This is a genomic window from Oleiphilus sp. HI0125, assembly GCF_001635355.1.
On the sequence record NZ_LWGF01001286.1, the window covers coordinates 1 to 733 of the forward strand.

The window sequence follows — 733 nt, forward strand, 5'->3', positions numbered from 1 at the left end:
CACCTTTCCTGACTCAAGATCCTTGATCTGAGAAGCACTTTGTCCACCACCAAGTGACGCTTGATAACAAAACTCTAGACGACCGCGAAAGTAATTGTGAACCTCACTTAAACTCATCGCGGAAGGTTTGCTTGCTGGATTAGCTGAAGTTGACACAACTACCCCGCCAAAATGTTTCGATAAGGCAACACATGGAGGGTGCGTTGTTAACCGCATTGCTACTGATGAATGTTCGCCTTTCACCCATGGTGGAACCCGATTATGGATATCTGGCACGAGCCAAGTCGTTGGTCGGTCTTGCTGTGTAAAGAAAGGTCGAACTAACTCTTCTGGCAAGCCTTCAAGATACGGAAGAAAATGCTCTGCTTGGCCTGAAATTAGAATTAAGCCTTTCTCTTGTGGTCGCTGCTTTAATGTAAGAATCCTTTTAACAGCTCGTTCTTGATATGGATCAGTACCTAAGCCCCAAACAGCCTCGGTAGGATAAGCCACAACGCCTCCCAATTGCATGACCTCGGCGGCTAGACTAGCTTTCCAATCAAATGCTCTTTGCATGAGGATCCCTCTTTAAATATCAATCATTAATGCTGTTGCATGAACGAAACAGTCGATCTAAAAACGAGGGGCATTCTACTTAAGAACCTAGCTGATAACCACCAGAAACGGAACTGATCAGCCCAGCTAACTCTAGCTCTAATAAGTGCTCGGATAAGTGTTCAAAACTCATCTCTAA

General features: G+C 44.9%; 2 protein-coding genes. Both read right to left on the bottom strand.

Annotation, left to right across the window (positions count from 1 at the left end; all coding sequences use genetic code 11):
* A partial coding sequence (locus A3762_RS22310) for an L-threonylcarbamoyladenylate synthase (protein ID WP_068757685.1) occupies nt 1-555 on the bottom strand: 555 nt, incomplete at its 3' end.
* Between the two features lie 79 nt (nt 556-634).
* Complete coding sequence (locus A3762_RS28970) at nt 635-727, bottom strand: hypothetical protein (RefSeq protein ID WP_369820716.1); 93 nt, start codon at nt 725-727, stop codon at nt 635-637.
* Nucleotides 728-733: the final 6 nt, after the last annotated feature.